The sequence below is a fragment of the Paenibacillus sp. J22R160 genome (genome assembly GCF_059692135.1).
This window is the reverse complement of sequence record NZ_JCAUAU010000009.1, coordinates 44,630-63,641: the sequence shown is the minus strand read 5'-3', so window position 1 is coordinate 63,641 and position 19,012 is coordinate 44,630. Positions and strand designations below refer to the sequence as shown.

Annotated in this window: 16 protein-coding genes; 4 read left to right on the top strand and 12 right to left on the bottom strand. The window is 44.8% G+C overall.

The features are described from left to right. Positions 1-5: 5 nt before the first annotated feature. The 3 genes from AC58UW_RS19245 to AC58UW_RS19235 all read right to left on the bottom strand — a co-directional run bounded on the left by AC58UW_RS19245 (position 6) and on the right by AC58UW_RS19235 (position 4,077). Positions 6-887, bottom strand: coding sequence for a carbohydrate ABC transporter permease (locus tag AC58UW_RS19245; protein WP_497422226.1), 882 nt, complete (start codon positions 885-887; stop codon positions 6-8). An 8-nt stretch (positions 888-895) separates the two neighbouring features. Continuing rightward, entirely contained in the window at positions 896-3,244 is a 2,349-nt protein-coding gene (locus AC58UW_RS19240) for an AraC family transcriptional regulator (RefSeq protein WP_497422225.1), read from the bottom strand. A gap of 347 nt (positions 3,245-3,591) precedes the next feature. Continuing rightward, positions 3,592-4,077, bottom strand: coding sequence for a DinB family protein (locus AC58UW_RS19235; RefSeq protein WP_497422224.1), 486 nt, complete (start codon positions 4,075-4,077; stop codon positions 3,592-3,594). Between the two features lie 248 nt (positions 4,078-4,325). On the opposite strand from AC58UW_RS19235, the gene AC58UW_RS19230 reads away from it, so the two are divergent. Further along, positions 4,326-6,245 carry a YhgE/Pip family protein gene (locus AC58UW_RS19230; protein ID WP_497422223.1) on the top strand — a complete coding sequence of 640 codons (1,920 nt, stop codon included), beginning with the start codon at positions 4,326-4,328 and terminating at the stop codon, positions 6,243-6,245. A gap of 344 nt (positions 6,246-6,589) precedes the next feature. Further along, positions 6,590-6,994 carry a VOC family protein gene (locus tag AC58UW_RS19225; protein WP_497422222.1) on the top strand — a complete coding sequence of 135 codons (405 nt, stop codon included), beginning with the start codon at positions 6,590-6,592 and terminating at the stop codon, positions 6,992-6,994. A 79-nt stretch (positions 6,995-7,073) separates the two neighbouring features. Here AC58UW_RS19225 and AC58UW_RS19220 read toward each other — a convergent pair whose 3' ends face one another. From AC58UW_RS19220 to AC58UW_RS19210, 3 genes are all read right to left on the bottom strand, one after another. Next, entirely contained in the window at positions 7,074-7,466 is a 393-nt protein-coding gene (locus AC58UW_RS19220; RefSeq protein WP_497422221.1) for a VOC family protein, read from the bottom strand. Positions 7,467-7,542: 76 nt separating this feature from the next. Further along, on the bottom strand, positions 7,543-7,914 hold the full coding sequence (locus AC58UW_RS19215; protein WP_497422220.1) for a hypothetical protein: 372 nt from the start codon (positions 7,912-7,914) through the stop codon (positions 7,543-7,545). A gap of 490 nt (positions 7,915-8,404) precedes the next feature. Then, positions 8,405-8,770 (bottom strand): DoxX family protein, encoded by a 366-nt coding sequence (locus tag AC58UW_RS19210; protein ID WP_497422219.1) that lies wholly within the window; start codon positions 8,768-8,770, stop codon positions 8,405-8,407. A 545-nt stretch (positions 8,771-9,315) separates the two neighbouring features. Between AC58UW_RS19210 and AC58UW_RS19205 the strand changes: the two genes are divergently transcribed. Together AC58UW_RS19205 and AC58UW_RS19200 are read left to right on the top strand one after the other, a co-directional pair. Beyond that, complete coding sequence (locus AC58UW_RS19205) at positions 9,316-10,080, top strand: AIM24 family protein (RefSeq protein WP_497422218.1); 765 nt, start codon at positions 9,316-9,318, stop codon at positions 10,078-10,080. Between the two features lie 160 nt (positions 10,081-10,240). Then, on the top strand, positions 10,241-10,459 hold the full coding sequence (locus tag AC58UW_RS19200) for a hypothetical protein (protein WP_497422217.1): 219 nt from the start codon (positions 10,241-10,243) through the stop codon (positions 10,457-10,459). Between the two features lie 104 nt (positions 10,460-10,563). On the opposite strand, the gene AC58UW_RS19195 is transcribed toward AC58UW_RS19200, so the two are convergent. From AC58UW_RS19195 to AC58UW_RS19170, 6 genes are all read right to left on the bottom strand, one after another. After that, positions 10,564-10,779 (bottom strand): YqcI/YcgG family protein, encoded by a 216-nt coding sequence (locus AC58UW_RS19195; protein WP_497422216.1) that lies wholly within the window; start codon positions 10,777-10,779, stop codon positions 10,564-10,566. A 122-nt stretch (positions 10,780-10,901) separates the two neighbouring features. After that, complete coding sequence (locus tag AC58UW_RS19190) at positions 10,902-12,050, bottom strand: beta-methylarginine biosynthesis bifunctional aminotransferase (RefSeq protein ID WP_497422215.1); 1,149 nt, start codon at positions 12,048-12,050, stop codon at positions 10,902-10,904. Between the two features lie 98 nt (positions 12,051-12,148). Continuing rightward, positions 12,149-13,864, bottom strand: coding sequence for a M20/M25/M40 family metallo-hydrolase (locus AC58UW_RS19185; protein WP_497422214.1), 1,716 nt, complete (start codon positions 13,862-13,864; stop codon positions 12,149-12,151). 193 nt (positions 13,865-14,057) lie between these two features. Then, positions 14,058-14,738: a 4'-phosphopantetheinyl transferase family protein gene (locus AC58UW_RS19180; RefSeq protein WP_497422213.1), complete on the bottom strand. Its 681-nt coding sequence runs from the start codon at positions 14,736-14,738 to the stop codon at positions 14,058-14,060. Positions 14,739-14,768: 30 nt separating this feature from the next. Then, positions 14,769-17,810, bottom strand: a complete 3,042-nt coding sequence (locus AC58UW_RS19175) for a cyclic peptide export ABC transporter (protein ID WP_497422212.1) — start codon at positions 17,808-17,810, stop codon at positions 14,769-14,771. 12 nt (positions 17,811-17,822) lie between these two features. Next, a complete protein-coding gene (locus AC58UW_RS19170) occupies positions 17,823-18,998 on the bottom strand; it encodes a cytochrome P450 (RefSeq protein WP_497422211.1) in 1,176 nt (391 codons plus the stop codon). Positions 18,999-19,012: the final 14 nt, after the last annotated feature.

Genomic DNA, 19,012 nt, shown 5'->3' with positions numbered 1-19,012 from the left:
ACCTCCTAGTATTCGATATCCGATGAGAGAAATCTGTACTGTATTAGTGCTATCAAGGTAACCAGCACAAACAACACGGTTCCTACTACGCAGGCAACCCCGTACTGTCCGTATACAAACGCCTTCTCGTATAGCAAATAAGCAAGCGTCTGTGTCGAGTTATTTGGTCCGCCGGTCGTTAACAGCTTGACGATGACAAACACCTGAAATACACCTACAGTACCTGTGACAACCAAATAAAGCGTCGTCGGCTTGAGCATAGGCAGCGTCACGTTAAAAAACTGCCGCAGCTTGCCAGCCCCGTCGATACGGGCAGCCTCGTAGTACGTCTCTGGAATATTACCAAGCGCAGCCAGATACAAAATGATAGGATTGCCCAGACTATACGTGAAAATGATAATAATGATAGATAATAACGCATATTTCGGATCTCCCAGCCAAGTGACCGATTCTAGTCCGACCTGTTTTAGCAATTGATTAGCTAGCCCCGCTGCCGGATCATAAATGTATTTCCATGTCAGCGAAAGCGCCACGCCAGAAACGACAAGCGGCAAATAAAAAGCACCGCGTACAAAAGATTTGAGATATTGGTTCCTATTAGCTATCGCCACCGCGATGATAAGTGAAATAAGAAGACTGAGCGGGACAACCCCTAGAACCAAAAGAAACGTATTGCGTAGAGCAAGCCAAAACACGTTCTCATGAAACAGCTTGGTAAAATTCTGCAAGCCGACAAACTCTTTGTGCTGCCCAAGTGAAAAGTCATAAAACGACCAGACGATGCCCTGAACAGTCGGAACAATCAAAAATACGGTAAAAAACAAGTACATCGGCAAAATAAACAAATAATTCGTCCGATGACGGTATACCTCTCTCCACCACAACATGCAACACCTCAATCCACTTTGGTAAATTTCTCTCTATATTGACTTGGCGTCATCTGCATTTGTTTTTTGAATATACGGTTAAAATATGTCACCTGATACCCTACCTTCTCGGCAATATCGTTGATTTTCATATCTGTTTCCGCTAACCACGTTTTTGCTTGATGCATCCGCCAATCTGTCAAATAATCGATAAAAGTAATTCCCAATATTTTGCGGAACGATTTACTTAAATGAAACGGGTCGACGCCATGCAGTTCAGCGACATATTCCAGCGAAAGATCCTTCATAAACTGCTGCTGGATGGTTTCCTGAACGCGCTCTACGAGCTGCTTTTGCCTCACGTTTTGTGTCTCGTTCAGCTCTTTCATGTAGGGCTTCAGCACACCAGTCTCCAGCCACTGCAGCATGTCCCCGGAATCGCGAATGCCAATCAGCTGTTCGTACAGATTTTGTCCCTGGTACAGACGATTCGGATTAAACCCCGACTGCCATACCGCCTGCTGTATGCTTCCCAGGAGCTGCAGCAGCCCCTGCTGCACAGCCTGCTCGCTGCCGGATTTCGTCTGCAGTTCTTTCACAAAGCGGTGAGAGAGTTGACTTGCTTCACGCTCTATGCCCATACGAATCACCTGCAGCAGCTCTTTCTCCGTTTGAAACGGATAGTCAAGTTCAGCCGAACCTCCGGTCAGCAGCTCCTCCATGTCCATAATTTGAAGCGGCTCGGAAGCATTTCGGTAACGCAGAGACCTCCTCGTTTCTTCGAACAAAGCGGGAATGTCTCCGAGTGATAAACTGATTTTGCTGATTCCGATCGTCACGTTCATACGAAGTACAGCCGAAAGCGTACTCAGGAGCATTTGAGCCAAGTCGACCACTTCAGACTTGTTTTTCTCCACGCTTTGAGCGTGATCAGAAAAACAAAAGACACCAATGGTTAAATCATGTAAATTGTGTACTTCAATACGGTCTTTAGCGTAAGTCGTCAGTTCATCCGCAATGTTAGCCGCCGCAAAGGTAAGGAGCCGCTCATCACCAGAGGAAAATCTGCCGTCCAGCTGCGACAGCCCCGATAGCTGAATTACGAGCAGTCTAATGGTTTTTTTCGCCGTATCCCAGCCATATTGATTCATCATGGTCTGCAAATCGGATTCTGACAAATGGTAGAAATGTCCGCTGAGCAGCCGATGCATGAAACCATCCTTTAGGGTTGTCTTGTTGCTTTCCAGCTGTGCCTGAAGGGTCTCGCTTTCACTGGTTAGCTCCATCCAACGCTTCTCGATCAGCTCGATCTCGTCTTTGTAAAGCTGTCCGTTCTTTGGCTTATCGTGCCGCAGTAACTGAAGCAGACGGGATATCGGCCTGTTCATCCGCAGAGTTGCAGCCCAGGAAAGCAACATAACAAGCAGCAAGCTGAACAGTCCGGTTCCAATCATCACTCTCGAAGCAAGTGTCACCGTCTCCGTCATTTTAGTCAGCGGCGTGCAGATAACGAACGTCCAGCCCGTCCGTTGAAATGCTCCGTAGGAGATAGCGTATGTTTCGGAACCTTGCTTTTCCCGAAACGAACCAGCCTGATCCGAGGTATGCTGCAACTGTTCACGAATGTGTGCAACAAGTTCGGCAGGTATGCTTTTCTCATCCGTACTGCCAAAAGCAATGGTTTGCAAATCGCTGTTAAGCAAGATCGAGAAACCTGAGCCGTAAGGATTTAACTGCTGCGCCATATTGTTCAAATCAGATTCGTTTAAATGAATAAACAACGCGCCAATCGGCTCTGACGATTCGGCAGGAATTTTTTGCACTAACGTAACGGACTGGCCATGAACAGAGCTGCTTCCGGCAGGTAAACCGTAATCCCAATAAAAGTCGGATTCTTTCATGAACACATTATGGTACCTGTTTCGTTTCGCCTCGTTATTGATCGGCGATACGCCGTCTACATTGGATACGAGGAGCGAGGAATGATTCAAATACAATTCGATACTTTTAAACAATGGATTTGATTGTTCCATGGAAGAAAGCGAATTAAGCAGCGTCTTGTTCGTAGTCAGATCGTTGTAATAGTCAAAATCGTTCAAATACTCTCCAAATAGCGGATTATAAGCCCATCTGCGTACGGTCACTTCCACACGAGAAAGCTCGGAGCGGAGCTTCCCGGACATTTTGTTCAACATGAGTTGATGGGTTTCGTTCACCTGCTTGTTAATTTGAGAGATACCGATCCCATAAGTGACTAGTGCAATGATCATGGTTGGCAGTACGGCTGCCCCCATCATCAGAAACAAGTTCTTGCGTAAAAAGGATTTGGATATGACTTCATTTTTTTTCATATGCTGCATCGCTTTCCACCTGCGCATCGTTCAACCCTCGTTGACGTTATTTTTTACTATTATAAAACATTAACCGAGGGTTGCGGGCGACTGTTTAACCTGTCGCTGACATCTCGCCTCCTTTCCTGACAACACTATACGGGGAATGGAATATTGCCAGCAATTAGACATTTCTGGTTTCAAGAGTCTTATACACTTAGACTTTTTTGGAGATCTCCGTCAGAAACCACATTAATGGGTTTCTCATAACGGAAAGGACGCAAAAATAACTGATTTTGTTTATTCATAGTCGGATTACTACCGGTATTATTGTTGTGTTTTTCGATAAAAAAAACCGCCATATAGGCGGATTTCATTTTTTCCGGTAACTGCTCTTAGTTTGTATCTACTTTCCAGCTCTTGTGCAGCTTCCGAATATAACAGATTTGACCAATGTGATAGGCATTATGTGTTGAAACATTTCCAAGTATTTCCCACCACTTGGCAGGCACAGGGAAACCATGCACATCACTTTCTACTTTTTCTTCAGTAAGCAGATTTTGCCATTGTAAAAGCACCTCTAATAATCGTTCTTTTAAGTCATTGAATTTTTGATTATTCGGGATGATAAAACTTTTATTATTATTTCCTATGGAAGGTACAGCATGGACATCAGATTTTTGGTACCTGGTTTGCCAAGTTTCATTCCAATAAATCAGATGCTGCACAATTTCAGCGATACTATTACAATCTTCGCTAGGTTTCCAAAACGCTGCCTCCTCCGTCAAGTTTTCAACAGCATCTGAAAACGGTAGGTACCAACTAGGGTCATTAGCATTTGCTAATAATTGATCGGATAAAACATCTTTTACATGAAACATACTTTCCACACTCCTTCTATAAGATCACTGCCTTCCAATAGATCTAATTATATGCGTTCATTAGTATCGAGTTAATTCCTTTTTTATTCATACTCTTATAACAACCATCCTAACAGCCTAAGAACAAATCTCAGGATAAACCATCATTCACACAATTTGTCGTTGCCTGAATGATTTCTTTCAATTGATGGATAATAAGGAAATGTTGGAGCAAGGTCGAAACGCTCAAATTCGGGGAGGCGAATTTTTTGAAATGGATATGGAAGGAATGGCGCGCGTTTTTTGGATCTCGGAGAATACTCGTGCCGTTAATCGCAATGTGTTTGATACCCTCGCTCTACAACGGAACTTATTTATGGACATATTGGGATCCGTATGCGCACTTGGAAAGGCTGCCGGTCGCCGTTGTGAACGAGGATGTGCCGGTTGATTACCAAGGTAATACGTTTGCGATTGGCAATGATCTCGTCAACGAACTCAAGAAGGACAGTTCCTTAGAATGGCGATTTATCAATGCGGAGGAAGCCGATGAGGGACTCCGGAACCGGACATATTATTTTGAAATATTCATTCCTTCCGACTTTTCCCATCGGGCGACGTCCCTAGGGGCTGCCCAGCCAACGCCGCTGGAGCTTACGGTAAAGCTGAACGAGGGTCTGAATTATATCGTGAGTAAAATTGGCAAATCCGCAGTCGAGACGATCAGGCAGGGACTATCGGAAAAACTTTCAGCAAGCTACTCCAAAGCCATTTATGAACAATTGAGCCCGCTCAGCGGGGGCTTCCAGAAGGCTAGCGATGCAGCCTCTCGGCTCGATACCGGTCTGACGGATTCGGCGAACGGGACGAAAGCTCTTCTCGAAGGTCTGCACAATGGACAAGCTTCCATATCGAAGCTGGATCAGGGTGCTTCCGAGCTGATTTCTGCTTCGGATCGCCTTTCCGGAGGCGCCGGGCAGCTAAAGGAAGGAGCCACGAAGCTTTCCAGCGGCATTGTGAGTCTTCAAAAAGGGATTGATCAGCTGAAAACGGGAAGCACAGACGCTGCTCAAGGGACGGACAAGGCAGCGGCTGCAGCTAAGCAACTGAACAATGCGTTGTCGAAATGGCTTGCAGCGCACCCCACTCAAGCCAAAGATGCGGATCTGACGCTCATCGGAAAGCAAAGCAAGCAGCTATCCGATGAGCTCGAGGGAGTAAAAGGCGGGACGAACTCGTTGTCCAAGGGTATTGCGAATGTCGGCGGCAGCGTGCAACAGCTTGCGAACGAAACCGGACTCATCGCGAGCAGTTCGGCGGCGCTTGGCGACGGCGCTTCGAAGCTTCATGATGGTGTTACTGCTGCAGCCGATGGTATTCATAAAGTGTCCGGCGGATGGAACAGTCTTACGACCAACGTGGCTAAGCTGTCTGACGGGCAGCAAGCGCTCGCACAAGGAGGAGCTGAGCTGAGCCGGGGGCTGGCGGAAGTTGCGGAAAAAGCGGGACGTCTTCATGCGTCGGATAATTTATTCGCGATGCTTGCCAATCCCGTCCATTTGAAGGAGCAGTCCATTCATCCGCTTCCGAACTATGGAACGGGGGTGGCGCCGTTTTTCGTTTCGCTCAGTTTCTATATCGGTGCTCTCTTGTTTGGCAACATCTTTTCATTCAGAGCGACGGTGTCGCCGCCTCCGTCCGGATTTTTGTGGTACATCTCGAAATTCGGCGTGCTTGCCTTCGTCGCGCTCGTTCAAACCGCCATCGCCAGCGTCATTCTGATTGCCGCGGTGGGCTTAAGTCCTACGTTCCCTTTCGAATTTTTCGCGTTTGCCTTTTTCACCAGTCTTGTATTCATGTCCGTCGTTCAACTGCTGGTCACGGCATTCTCGCACATGGGAAAACTGCTAGGCATTGTCGTTCTCGTACTGCAACTGACGGCTACTGGAGGAGTATTCCCAGCGGAGTTGACCCCGAAATTTATGCAGGCGCTTCACGGGGCATTGCCAATGACGTATACAGTGGAAGGATTCCGCGTTTTGCTATCGACGGGAGATTACACTCTCTTGCGGCATGATGTGCTGATATTGTTCGTTTTTTGGGTGTGTCTTGCTTTGTGTACCTGGTTCTTCCTGTCGTACTTGCGACTGAAACAGGCGGAGAAAAGCAAACTCGCGGAGAGCACTTGATTGACTATTCAATTAAAAAACGCGGTTAGAGATGGACGTTGAGTCCAATCTTACCGCGTTTTTAGCTTACTTGCATTAGATTCTCCTGAAACCCTCAGGCATCCGACTACTGTGCTTGGACGTACGTTGACGATTGCAGAATCTGCGCATCAGCATAAATGATCCTTCACGGTGGCCGGGGTTATCAATACGAGCTAAATATTCACTGACATACAGTTGTCAGTAGTATTTTTTTATAATCGGAGTGAGTAATCGTAAAGGAGTGGGAGATAAATGCCTTGTATTATGGCCCAAAATGATCTGATACGGTTTTGTATCATGTATGATAGGAAGGATGTTATCTTGTGAATTTAGCTTCTGTACGCATCATTACCGACGATGTTGATCGTCTTGTCGAGTTCTATGAGAAAATCATGGGTGTTTCGGCGGAACGCCCCGCGCCTGTCTTTGCCGAACTCGTAGTGCAATCGTGCACGTTAGCGATCGGCCACTCCGAGACGGTGCAACTGTTCGGAGCAGGTTCCGCAGTGGCCGCGGACAATCGCACAGTCATCATCGAGTTCCGCGTCCATGATGTCGATGCCGAATATGAGCGCTTGAAGCCGTTTGTCGAAGAGTGGGTAAAAGAACCAACCACGATGCCATGGGGGAACCGTGCTGTGCTGTTTCGCGATCCCGACGGCAACCTCGTTAACCTCTTCACGCCGGTGACCGAGGAAGCAATTATACGGTTCAACGGTAGGCGTTGACGGACTGTTGAAGTGTGTATTTGGCTGACCGCTTCATAGCTAAGAGACCCTAGCAACGAGCTAAGGTCTCTTCATATAACTAAATCGATCTATTTCCCGAACCGAAACCTATTGCGTATCCATCCAAGTCTCGAACGGAGAAATCTTTCCAATACCCCCAGTCGTGTTCGGTTACCTTTGGTTCAAATGCAATTATCGCACCATTTGTCTTTAGTTCAACATATAAAGCATCAAGTTCGTTATGGGTTTTTACATAAGCATATGTATTCCAGGTTCCTGTATTAGGTCTAACATCTTCAATGGCGTTTGCTTGAATCAATTTAAAGCCTAACCCAAAATTATCTCGAATTGCCCAGTGTTCGTTGACTTCACATCCCAAGGCATCTTCATAATACTTCATTGAATTTTTTAAATCTGAAACTAATAATACCGTAAGGGAATTTTCTATTTTCGTTTTGACTATTTCCTCCACTCATCAACCACTCCCTGCATGGAAATTATACCCAAGTATAATATAGCGAATATACGTTCGCTTGTAAATAGCGATTTCACAGTCTCGCCTCTCCAATCATCAAATCATGATAGTTAACGACCTTAAGGCCTCTTGGAGTCGCATTCTGGAGAAATATTTCCTCTACATCTTTTAGGCATTGCTGCCAGACAATTTTTTTTAATGATTCCTTCTGTCCAAAACATTTCTTGACCAATACATCCTCGGGTCTTGACAGGTATTCAACCTCTTCAAATATCTGTAATTCAATATTCTCTAAATTGCTTTCGGACAGCTGGCGTTCAAACTTCACTCTAAGCTCCTCCAAGTAATTGTCCGGAAGTGGCGAATACAACCCAGGGAAGAGACTTCGAAGACCTCCGTCTGTTCCGGAGTGATACAATCCCAGCGCCATGCCTCCGGGTTTCATGATCCGATGGCCCTCCTCATTTCCCTTGTGGAATAGCCACGGACCCTTTTTCGTGTAAACGACGTCAAAAGAGTCGTCTGGAAAAGGCAATGGTTTGTCGGCATCGACGATAAGAAAAAGAGATATGAAATTAAATGAAGTCAATCGTACAGCGATTTAAGCAACAAAATGACTCGACCTGATCTCTCCAAGCAGTATGAGAACACATCCCTTTGCTTAATCATCCACTACTAAATTCAACTTGATTTTCTAATCTCCTACTAGAAAATAAAGAAGGCAATTGGAATTATCTCCTATCCGGACTTAGAATACCATCAATCGTGCTGGGGAAAATTAGTTGCGTATCAATCCTGTCTTCGCCCCCATTCAAGTTTAACTTAATCAGAAATTTACTAGGTTTGGATTGATTTTTTTGCATAAAAAAGCGTCACAGCTACCTCAAGAGCAGAATAAGGTAGCTGTAACGCGATCATTCATTAATAGTTTCTAGTTAAATTGATTTGATAGTCAGTCTGCTTCTAATCAAAACAAATATACTTAAAATAAGAAGAATAATTGCTGGTGCTGCAGCTGGCACACCTTGACCTGCACTAAGATGGGAAATCACAGCACCTGCCATTAGTAATACGAACCCCAACGATGCAAAAAAAGTGATTTTTGGCTTTATAAAACCTACAGCTAAGCCGATTGCACCCAAAACTTCACAAGCCCCAACAAAATACATAAAGCCTTTTGCGAATCCAAAGCCTACGGTAAACAATTCAACTTGCTGTGCATTTCCAGTAAGTTTCATAAGTCCAAACATGATAAAACCAACAATCAATAATCCCTGTACAATACGTGTAGTCCACTTCATTTTTAAATAACTCCTTGTGTGTTTATTATTTTGTTCAAACAGATTTAGAATCGAATAATTCCTTCAATAGGACATTTGATTCCCATCGATCAGTAGCACTTGCTTGCCTTTTCACGAGTCCTTTTCTCTCTCACTCATCGACTGCATAGGTTAGTTCATTTTAATTATTTTAGCTTATGTCTAGATCCATGGCGCCTCCCTTAATGGACATCTTTATAAATCGCTAGTTCAATTTACTCTATAACTAGTATATATTTATCCTATCATTAGAGTAGTTTACCTGTCAACAGTTTGCTGTCAATATTTCATTCCATTTTGGTTTCGACCTAAACTTCTCTGTTTGATCTCTCAAACTGCCCAAGTTCTCTGCCCTCGAAGAAACAGAGCGTCGTGAAATATGTTCAAAATATTACAAAAGCAAAAAAAATGATCCATTGCATAAGGATCATGTAACCTTTCTAATTGAAATCCGTATGAATGTGATAGATTTCGCCAAAATGATAGACGCTGCGATAATCGTCACATAAAAAAACGGAGGCATTCAGATGGCATTTTCAATAAGTAATTTAACGGATAACAGCAATGTTGTGATCAAAGAGAAATTAGGACCTTTCAGTGTGCTGGAATATAAGCAGGATTTGAGCAGCACCACCATTGCCGACGCGCAAGCCAACTTTTTTATGACCAAGAGCAATATGAAAAAAAGGCAGGTTATGATTGAACTGAACGGTGAGATCATGATGAGCGCAGGTGCGATGCAGTATTATGTCGGCAATATTGAAATGACGTCAGGGGTTAGAGGAGCTGGCGGTTTGCTTCGCAATCTCGTTTCAGGCGCCGTATCCGGTGAAAGTGCCGTCAAGCCCGTATATAGAGGTCAAGGGACTATCATGATGGAGCCGACCTACAAATATTTGTGGCTGATCGATGTCGACAATGACCATATCGTGCTGGATGACGGTCTATTCCTCGCCTGCGAGGGATCGCTCCAAACGCAAGTGGTATCCCGAAAGAACTTGTCTTCCGCCGCGCTCGGAGGCGAAGGCCTATTCAATCTCAGTGCCAAAGGCAAAGGCGTGCTCGTTGTTGAGGCACCGATTCCTTCGGAAGAAGCGGTCATTGTGGAACTGAAGAATGATGTGCTTAGAGTTGATGGAAATTTCGCAATGATGTGGTCGCATTCGTTGGATTTTACTGTGGAACGATCGGGGAAATCATTGCTCGGGTCTGCAGCCTCCGGCGAGGGGCTTGTCAATGTGTACCGGGGAACGGGACTCGTTTGGCTGGCGCCGTTGTCCGCTTACAAGTAAAAATAGAGGTGGCGGCGTAGGGTCATGAACCCTCGCCGCCATTTTATTTGCATGCAAGGCTGATTGCAACGCAATTTTTACATCCCGCTAATTCGCCCATGACAATTCTTTCGTACAATGAAGACAAACTTCAAGGAAACGGATGCGGAGGCTGGGATCAATGAAGACAATAAAAATAGTTTGGATATGCATTGGCTTGTTTTCGGCAACTGCAATCGGTGTAAGCGCTAACGGATTTCTTGCCTATGATCAGCCTCTCCAGCCGACAGAAACGAATCCGGTCGTCATTCCTTATTCACCGGATGCGTACGGTTCAACGGCGCAGTTCGAGTATCAATTTGAATGGCAGGGCGGGAAAATCAAGGCGAATCCACAGTAATCGTGTGAATAAGGGAGCCCTTAAACATTCCAAATTCACTAAATAACGGCTGTTAGTCTAATTAGACCGACTTCTGATGGGAGGGACAACCCCTCTCTGCAACTTCATTGGAATCGGGGATGTTGTTGCGAAACCCCTTCAAATACCCATCTGGGCTGAAAGGTAAGCATAAAGGTTTGCGACCTTCTGCTATTGCGTAATTGATGGGCAGGCGTATTGCAAACGACGAATATGGGTTCTCCAGCAAAAGAAAACTCCCATTTCGGATCTTTGGGATCGGCGGGAATTTCCAAATACGCATGGAAATACCGGAGTTTCACTAGTCATTTCACCCGCGAAAAATTGGAATACCTCTTTTCTCCAATCCGAATCCTCAAATGTCAGTATCTCGCTGTTTTGCAACATGTTAATCCCTTCATTTCATCTTAAGTTTCAATTGAATTTATCTTGAAAAAACATAATCATTCTGGAACTGTTTCAGACCTTCAGAAAGAATCCCAAGTGCCTCCCTCGTCTCCTTGATCGGGTAAACAATCGGGATTCTAATATAGGAACCGTTGCCTCCTTGGTAATTACTGATCGTCGTAATGGCAAGGCTGAAATGAACAAGAAGATAATCTGCAAATAAATCGACGTCATCCACGGGAAATTTCACATAAAATTGTGTCCCTCCCCGCGGAACAGCATATTGAATGTCAGTAAACGAGGATAGCAACTGCTCTACTTCTTTCTTGCGTTGGTTAATGCCTTCTAGTAATTCACGATTACCATGCTCTATTAATAACTGCGCTCTCTTTTGAGACAAGCCGCTAACGGCTACACATTCCTGTTCCAAAAAGCCGGCTAAATGCTTGATGTTCTCCTGGTCTGATAGGATCCAGCCAATTCTTAGGCCTGGCGATCCGTAATTTTTGGACATGGAATGAACGGAATATACATGTCTCCAATCCGTTCCTACGCTTAAAGGAGAATACGTTTTAGCCCCATCAAAGGTAATCGTATCGTAAATCATGTCGGCGATTAGCTTAATTCCCTTGTTATGAACAAGACTCAAAAGTTTAGAAATCGCGTTTTCCGAAAGGATGTCTCCTGTAGGATTATGTGGCGTGTTGATATAAATCAAACGTACATCCGCATGTTCGCATTCCGATGCAAGACGTTCCATATCGACCTCTCCCTGTTGGGATGAAAAATAAACAATTCGGTAGCCGTATTTTTCCAATATAGTCCCTATGCTGCCTAGTATTGGACCATGACATAAGGCAACGGCATTGGGCCGATACAACGAGCGGAAAATGAGAGATAGTCCGTGAAGCGCACCGTTCGATACTAAAATCTGTTTGTCATCCGGCACAATACCGTACATCGTTTGTTCGCGCTGACGAATAGCTTCGAGGAGAAACGGATAGCCTTCGCAAGGAGCGTACTCGCTAACGAAAGGATAACTATCGTAGTCGCGAATAGAAGCAGGCTTGTCCCATTGAGGAACATTCTCTACCCATACATTCCAAGGCTGATCTTGATGTTGGCTTACGTATTTTAAACGCTGTTGCAGCAAAGTAAACGGGCTCGATGATGTGGTGACGCGCATGATGTTATTTCTCCTTTTTTATGAGAAAACCAATCGTCAGATCGCTAGAATCGACATCATGATTAACTCTCTTTTTTGCTTGACTCTACAAATCCTGTTTATTGCAATGCAGCATACGCTTCAGCACCGACTAACAAAATGATGGCTATCGATACTAGCGGGATGAAAATTCGAGGTGTTTTAACAAATAGTTTATTTATTGGATGAATCATGGGAAGAAGTATGGAAAGAATGATAGCCCCAACAATATTGGTCGATAGCTTTAAACCAATGAAAAATAGCCAGTATACAGTTGTAAATAAAACGATCGGTAAAAACACGGCAATAAAGACAGTGAGAGGTTTGTTCAACACATCAATAGGATTTGGCTTCGTAAGGGCATATCCAATGATGAGACTGTGAACGAACAACGGCAAGGTCATCAAATAACTTGCTCCCGGTAAATAGAACAATGAAGCAAATAACATAAGTAAGAACAATAGCATGCCTGTTAGAATAATTTCCAAATCGTTAATTTTTTTACGAAACACAAAGAACAGCCATGTACTTACCACCATCGTAACTAGCAAGAAGCTTAAATCAAATCGAATTAAGTCATACGTATCTAGTTCAATATGGCTTGCCAAATTCCAATAAAGCCCATAACACAGAACAGCAGAAATTGCAGTAGAGATAACGATGCACAATACAGTCATAAGTAAGCTGTATCCTATCCCTTTCAATCGAACAACGCCTTTTTTCAGAGAAGCTGCTACCAGTCCAATAAACAGTACAAAAAGTAAAACAGCTAACGGAACTGCAAACGAGCTTGGGTAGTGAATGAGAATTCCAAAAAAGCTGAAATAGATTTCGTCACCCGAACGCAAGTCTGTTAAATTCATATTTCCAAAGTGCTTGGCAATGGCTAAAGCATTCTCTCCATGATGCTGCAATGAAGACATGCTAGTATGGTCCACGTTATCTTCCTTGGAATGATACGCTTCCCAACCGTCCATGTATGCGAAGTTAAATCCTGGTATCCCCGCTTGCAACGAAATTGTAAAATCGGTATCGTTGGGCATATATTTATATACATCACCCATAAAGGAGTTGGCGAGTATGTTCGGAGGCGATGCCTTTACGAGCTCTCGTATCAATTTGCCATCATCAGCGTTAGTTTGAAACATGATCGAAGGACCTCGCGAACCTCGCGCTTCAAAGTTAGCGATCAATCCAATTTTGTGGCGATATTCAGTGTTTTTCCAAAACTCCTGTGCTCCTAATAATCCCTGTTCTTCTCCATCGGTAAAAACGAACCATACATCGTTTTTCAGTGGTGTCCCCGCCTTTAGCGCCCTTGCGGTTTCAAGGAGAGCGGCGACAGCAGTGCCATCGTCATTGGCTCCTGGTCCTTCGGGTACTGAATCATAATGAGCGGACAACATAATTGCCTTACCGTCTTCCGTACCCTTCAGAGTTCCAATTACATTATGCAACTCGAGATCGACACCAGCAGCTCCACTATTACTACTATGTTTGAAAGAATCGACTCTGGGATTCAAGCCAAGAATACTCATTTGCTTTAGGATGTATTCTCTTACCTTATCGTTTGCGGGTGAGCCAGCAGGATGAGCTTCTACCGCAATCGAATTGAGATCAAATATAGCCCGTTCAGACGAAAATTCCTGTTCGGATGCTGTGCTTGCTTTAGGTGTTGGTGGTCGCTGCAAGTATAATGTCAAAGAAACAAGAGCGATCAAGCAAACAAGCGCTAATACCATTTTTATTCCTAAACTTTTTTGATGCTGATTTTTGACGACGACTTCTCTTTGCAATTGTATTGCCCCCTCTATAGATGAAAATAATATCACTCATTTGAGTAAAAAATTCATAAATTATAGCTCATATAACGTAAAAATCATATAAATAAAACGTATAGTTTTCTGGTAATCGAATCCATAAGTTTGCAAGATTTGAAGAAATAAAAAACCGAGAAACTGACCATACTCAAATGGTCAGTTTCTCGGTTTAAAAAGCAAGATTGTAAAAATCAAGCAACTTCACTTGACTTGGAAACTCCGACGTACAACCGCATACGGACATCCTATATTTCTCAGCAATGGGATATTGCTTAAAGAAATATCGAACCTCTTCTCCATTCGATTGTTTGACGGAAATCCGGTTATCGCGTATCTTGAACGTGAAACTGTTCAGCGGGATGGAAAGCCCTTGGCCCTCGGCTTTCACGAAGCTCTCTTTTAATGTCCACAGGTCATAAAAAAATCCCAGCTGCCGATCGTGAGGAGCTTGGACGATATTGTGATATTCTTCTTCGGAAAAGAACCTTTTTGCCAAGTCCTCCATTTCAATGGGACAAACTTGTTCTACATCAATCCCTACTACTTGATTGTCAATGGCGCATACAACCCAATTCCCTGAATGCGAAACGTTAAAGTGCATATGTTCCATGTTCTGAACAAACGGCTTTCCATAGCGATCTCTTTCGATAACGATGTCATTAATTGTGCAGCCCTTCTTTCGGGAAATCACATATCGCACCATGAGATCTGCGATCATCACCCGCTCCGCGTCTTCCCACCTGCGAAACCGTAAGACTCGGTTTCGGTTCTCTTCCGTCAGAAGTCGAAGCCATGATTCTTGATGCAGGATTCGATCACTGCCTGCACGATTGACCGCGAATATTTCCATCACTGTAGATCTCCTTGATTGTTTCTTCCCCTACTGCATTTGGCCTGCCCGCATCCTGATGACTTTATCCGCCAGATGAAAGTATTCATCGTCATGCGTAATCGCAATCACGCATTTCCCTTGCGACTTCAGCTCCTGCAACAGTACTTCGTAAAAATATTTACGAAATTCCGGATCTTGATCCGCCGCGACTTCATCGAACAAGCAGAACGGTTTATTCTCTAAGTAGCTGATCAGCAAAGCCAATCTCTTTCTTTGGCCTGTCGATAAATTCAGCGTGCTTAGCTTACCGGAGGTTACATTCACTTTCTCTTTCATACCTAGCAATTTCAAATAATGATCAACCGTTTCTTCTTTCACTTGCTGTTCGTCTAAACCGTAAAGCTTATCGAATAAATAGTAATCGGTAAAAATCGTCGAAAAATGGACGCCAAGCTCGCTGGAACCTATTTTCTCGCCGTTGAGTAAAAGATCGCCTTCACTTGGCTCATACAGCCCAGTCAACAGCTTCGCCAGCGTAGATTTGCCACTACCGTTTCCCCCCGTAATAAAGATAAGCTCGCCTGCTGCAAATCGATAGTTCAGAGGACCGACTGAAAAGCGATTTCCATTCTCGTCATCGTACTGGTATTGGACGGCTTTCAATTCCACGCTTTCGATTTTTTTCGTTCCTTCTTCGACGCTCGAGATATTCGCTTCTTTCTCGGTAACATTTAGTTCTTGAATCAGATCCTTAATCCGACCCCAGCTGATTTTCATCTGAACGATTCTCGGGACTGAATTCAAGATCGCAAGCATTGGGCCCATCATGTACAGAAACACAAACACATAGCTTTGAAGCGTCCCCGTCCCGATATTCTTAAAGAGTAATGGAAAAATAAACGCCACCCAGCCGATCGTCAACATCAATAACGACTGTCCCATGATATAGACGTTGGCAAACTTCATTTCGAATTGCCCTCTGCTCGATTTGTAGACGCCTAAATTCATCTGAATGTCCTTCTTGATTTGCATCCGCTTCTTAGGGTCAAGGCTAAGTTCTTTGAACCCGCCGATCAAATCCTGAATGTTCTTAAAGAACACGTTCCGCAAATCGCGATTCATTTGCCACAGTTTTTCCGCGCGGTTACTGACATACACGTACAACCCGACTGCAAGCGAAATTCCTCCAATCGCAACGAGAAAGGCGTATATGTTCAAGAAAGCCAAATACACGAAGCAGCACACCAACGTAATGGCAGCTACCAATAAAGGGATTACCGTATTGGCAAATCCGCTGATCATTTCTGTATCGCCTTCTAAACTCGTATAAAACTTCTCTCTCTTCATCTTTTCCAGACGATAATAAGGAGTAGCTAAAATTCGCCCGATAAGATCCATTCGTTTGTTGTAAACCTGGTCATTCGTCATGTGAATCAGCTGATTCAACAGCAGTTTCTGACAAACGACGAACATAAGCAGTCCAAGCCCGAAGTAAAGCGCAAGCTTGCTTGCATCGAAGGCGTCTTCCGTGAGCGCCAAGTTCACGATAAAAATAATGAACGAGTTGCCCAGCCCGCTGCTCACACTTAATACGATGAGATATATCCACGATTTCCGTTGTTGAAGACCGAAAACATGTCCAAGCAACGTATACGCATAATACAGGAAAGCGGCTCCGAAAGCAGTGGCCGCGGCATATGCGATGCTTGCTGGCTGCGAATCGGCTAACGAACGCCAAGAAGGCTCTCCCGCGAACGTGCTCGGTAATTGATACAGGCTATAACCGAAATAGGCGAGTACCCCCGTTACAACTAGAACATAGACCGCGCCCTTCCAGCCTAGACGGCTCATTCTTATCTTTCCTTTTATGATATCGAGGATCAATACGATCGTTTGCCAAGCGAAGAGCAATCCTAATAATACAAACACCGCGATAAGCGAAACCGCCATCACATCCGAGCGCTTATTGACTTCCGCCGGCTCAGGCCCTGGCAACCTATCCGAAAGCATAGCTATAACGCTTTGACCGATGTAAGGAACAACCGGCGAAGCGATATTAGATAACACGACGACGCCGATCCGATCTTTAGGACGAAATACCAAATAAGAAGTATAACTAGAACCGATTTGACCTTGCGATAGCTCCAGCCCTTCAACGGACTTTACCTTCCACCCGCTCGCGTAAGAAACACCATCCGAGTCGGGACTGACGGTACGGTCAGCCTCCTGCGCCAGACGGACAGGCGCTTGATTTACCGGAGTGAGGCTATCCGCCGATCCCGTCTTCGTTTGCAATGCTAGCCAATGAGCCATGTCTTCCACATTAGACGAATAATCGCCATCCGCCAATGACTTGTGCTCCCTCGTTTTCAAAAAACTCTTCTTGTAGCCCGTCGACGCGGTATCCGTTTGTAATTTCGATGATGGCAAAACATACGTCTCTTCTAAACCTGATGGCTCTAAAATCATTTCGTTCACGAATTGAGAAGCCGTTAGGTTCGTTACTTCCTTGATAACGAGACGAAGGATGACATCGTTCAGCTCTGCGTATTTCGACCGGCTGCCCGGCCGAAAACGAAGTTCAATGCCCTGAAGAGAACGTAATTGTTGCTCTATGGAAACCCCTTTATCCCATTCGTTCAATCCGATGTTTGAGGATACCCCGCTTTTCTGGTAGAGAATCTGTTCCAGCGTTACGGGCACTTCAGCTCCCTCATCATACAACTTAAGCCAGGGCAAGTATTGGCTTACGGGATCATCCAGTCGGATTTTTCCCGATTGCACCAATTGCTGTATCGCAACCCCGGTAAACGTTTCTTCGATGGAACCTAAGCGATATTGGGTTTTTGTTGTCGAATGGACTTGATGAGAGACATTCGAGAAACCAAACGCTTTCGTATAAATGACTTGTCCATCTTGTACGATGCCGATGGCAAAGCCCGGCAATTTCTTATCCAGTTGATGCGAATTGATAAAGCTTTCCGTCTGCTCGATAGGTGATAATGGTTGTGCAGGTGCCGCGCTGGCGAAAGAAAACAAACCATTAAAAAGCATAAGCATTAAAATGCCGATCTTAAATGACAATTTCATAGCTCACCTCCTTCATGGTACCCTTTCATCAGAACGATCCGATAACGTGAAGCTCATAGGAAAACGTTCATAACCAAACGCAACGGTGCTTTGAATCGATTTCTTGTCCGCACTAGGCACGATGCGAATTTCTTCGCAGCTGGAGAGCACCTCCGTTAAGACGATTTTAGCCTCCATTTTTGCCAAATGCGCGCCCATGCAATAATGACCGCCATTGGAAAACGCAAGATGCTGATGATTATTTTTGCGTGTGGCATCGAACGACTCCGCATTCTCGAACTCGCGCTCGTCATGATTGGCCGAACCGATCCATGCGACGATGGGCTCTCCACGGCGAATGGAGTGACCGCCGATCTGGACGGCTTTGGCGGCGACCCGATAAGCCGACTGAACGGGCGAACGGAATCGAAGCACTTCTTCTACGAATTTCGGCAACTCCTCCGGATTCGTCTTCAACCTGGCGAACAATTCCGGTTTCTCGCCGAGCAGAACCAACGAATGGGTGATGAGATTCACCGACGTATCGATACCCCCGACCAACAGCAGGAAGCAAAAATGTTCAAGGTCATCTCTCGTCAGCAAATCGCTATTCGACTGCGCCTGAACTAATGCGCTGATCAGATCATCAGCCGGATGTTCTTTTTTGTAGTCGATCGTCTGTGAAAGGCTGATTTGGATCTTTTCCGTTGTTTCTCTTTGCAGTCTTAGCAATTCATCTTGGTCCATCGTTGAATCGGCAAAGTGCGCAAAAGCAAGCTTTGCCCACTCTTTGAATGGCTGGCTCTCTTCCGTGGCGATGCCAAGTAAAAGCGTAATGGCCTCTAGCGGCACATGCAAAGTGAAGGAATCGACAATATCAACCTTGCCCTGTTCAATAAATTTGTGCAATGCTTTCTTCGTATGCGTGGCGATACCGCTTGATAGCCGGTTCATGAGTTGAGGCGTCATCGCTTTGCTAAAGTTGGAACGGTACTTCTGATGCTCCGGCGGATCCATAAACAGTATGCTCAGCGGCTCAAAAGAGATTCGGGAAGAAAAGTACTCTTGATCGCTCAACACCCGCTTCACGTCTTCGTATAGAAACACGTTCCAACGATGACTTGAATCTTTGAATACGGGCTTTTCATTACGCATGCTCTGGTAGAACGGAAAAGGGTTTTCCACATTCCAACCCGGGAATTGTTCCATGTTGTCCTCCACAA

What these genes read in the sequence shown, in the direction of transcription:
- AC58UW_RS19245 (WP_497422226.1), bottom strand. Translation starts at nt 887, where the DNA reads ATGTTGTGGTGGAGAGAGGTATACCGTCATCGGACGAATTATTTGTTT.
- AC58UW_RS19240 (WP_497422225.1), bottom strand. Translation starts at nt 3,244, where the DNA reads ATGCGCAGGTGGAAAGCGATGCAGCATATGAAAAAAAATGAAGTCATA.
- AC58UW_RS19235 (WP_497422224.1), bottom strand. Translation starts at nt 4,077, where the DNA reads ATGTTTCATGTAAAAGATGTTTTATCCGATCAATTATTAGCAAATGCT.
- AC58UW_RS19215 (WP_497422220.1), bottom strand. Translation starts at nt 7,914, where the DNA reads ATGAAACCCGGAGGCATGGCGCTGGGATTGTATCACTCCGGAACAGAC.
- AC58UW_RS19210 (WP_497422219.1), bottom strand. Translation starts at nt 8,770, where the DNA reads ATGAAGTGGACTACACGTATTGTACAGGGATTATTGATTGTTGGTTTT.
- AC58UW_RS19205 (WP_497422218.1), top strand. Translation starts at nt 9,316, where the DNA reads ATGGCATTTTCAATAAGTAATTTAACGGATAACAGCAATGTTGTGATC.
- AC58UW_RS19200 (WP_497422217.1), top strand. Translation starts at nt 10,241, where the DNA reads ATGAAGACAATAAAAATAGTTTGGATATGCATTGGCTTGTTTTCGGCA.
- AC58UW_RS19190 (WP_497422215.1), bottom strand. Translation starts at nt 12,050, where the DNA reads ATGCGCGTCACCACATCATCGAGCCCGTTTACTTTGCTGCAACAGCGT.
- AC58UW_RS19180 (WP_497422213.1), bottom strand. Translation starts at nt 14,738, where the DNA reads ATGGAAATATTCGCGGTCAATCGTGCAGGCAGTGATCGAATCCTGCAT.
- AC58UW_RS19175 (WP_497422212.1), bottom strand. Translation starts at nt 17,810, where the DNA reads ATGAAATTGTCATTTAAGATCGGCATTTTAATGCTTATGCTTTTTAAT.
- AC58UW_RS19170 (WP_497422211.1), bottom strand. Translation starts at nt 18,998, where the DNA reads ATGGAACAATTCCCGGGTTGGAATGTGGAAAACCCTTTTCCGTTCTAC.